Annotated in this window: 1 protein-coding gene; it reads left to right on the top strand. The window is 35.3% G+C overall.

The window, feature by feature from the left end:
* Positions 1 to 97 precede the first annotated feature (97 nt).
* Positions 98 to 614, top strand: a 517-nt coding sequence (locus tag ABD005_RS18155) for a hypothetical protein (RefSeq protein WP_343819167.1), incomplete at its 3' end; no start/stop codon positions are given.

The following is a 614-nucleotide window of genomic DNA, read 5'->3' on the forward strand; positions in this document are numbered from 1 at the left end:
GAAAGCGCTACTTAGCTTTCAACTCACCAAAGAGGCGCCGCCGCCAGCACCGATAGTGTATATAGATAAGCACCTTTGTAAGCTTAGTAATAATTCTATGAAAGCCCGTAATATGGGACTGATCCCATTGTTATTAATTATTTTATTTACTACATATTTAAATGTTGATGATTTCTGTATTGGTTGGGAGAAAAAGGAGAAGTCGACACAACACAAAATTAGATTTTATAAACGTGAATATGGCGAAAATTACTTTGTATCTCCACAAGTTCACCCTATAGATAAGCGAAATTACGATATGTTAGACGAAAATGGACAGCTATCATTAAGTAATTATATGCATTATCGTTATTATACAACGGCCAAAGTTGGCGGTACTTATCGCCTTAAAAAAGACATTTCATTTTTAGTTTTTTACGTTATTACCATTCCACTTTTGTTGTTTTTTATTATTCGCTTTAAGCGACAAGCGCCAATGGTGTTTGAACGTGATAAACAAATTGTCTACCTCTGGTACAAAGGCAAGGTACGCGCCCAGCACTTTAAAGATTTACGGGTTTATGAAGACTTTCAAATGATGCGTATTCAGATACGTGGTTTTGATAAACACAACA

Origin of the sequence: Colwellia asteriadis (assembly GCF_039523295.1) — a bacterium.
GTDB classification, from domain to species: Bacteria; Pseudomonadota; Gammaproteobacteria; order Enterobacterales; family Alteromonadaceae; genus Colwellia; species Colwellia asteriadis.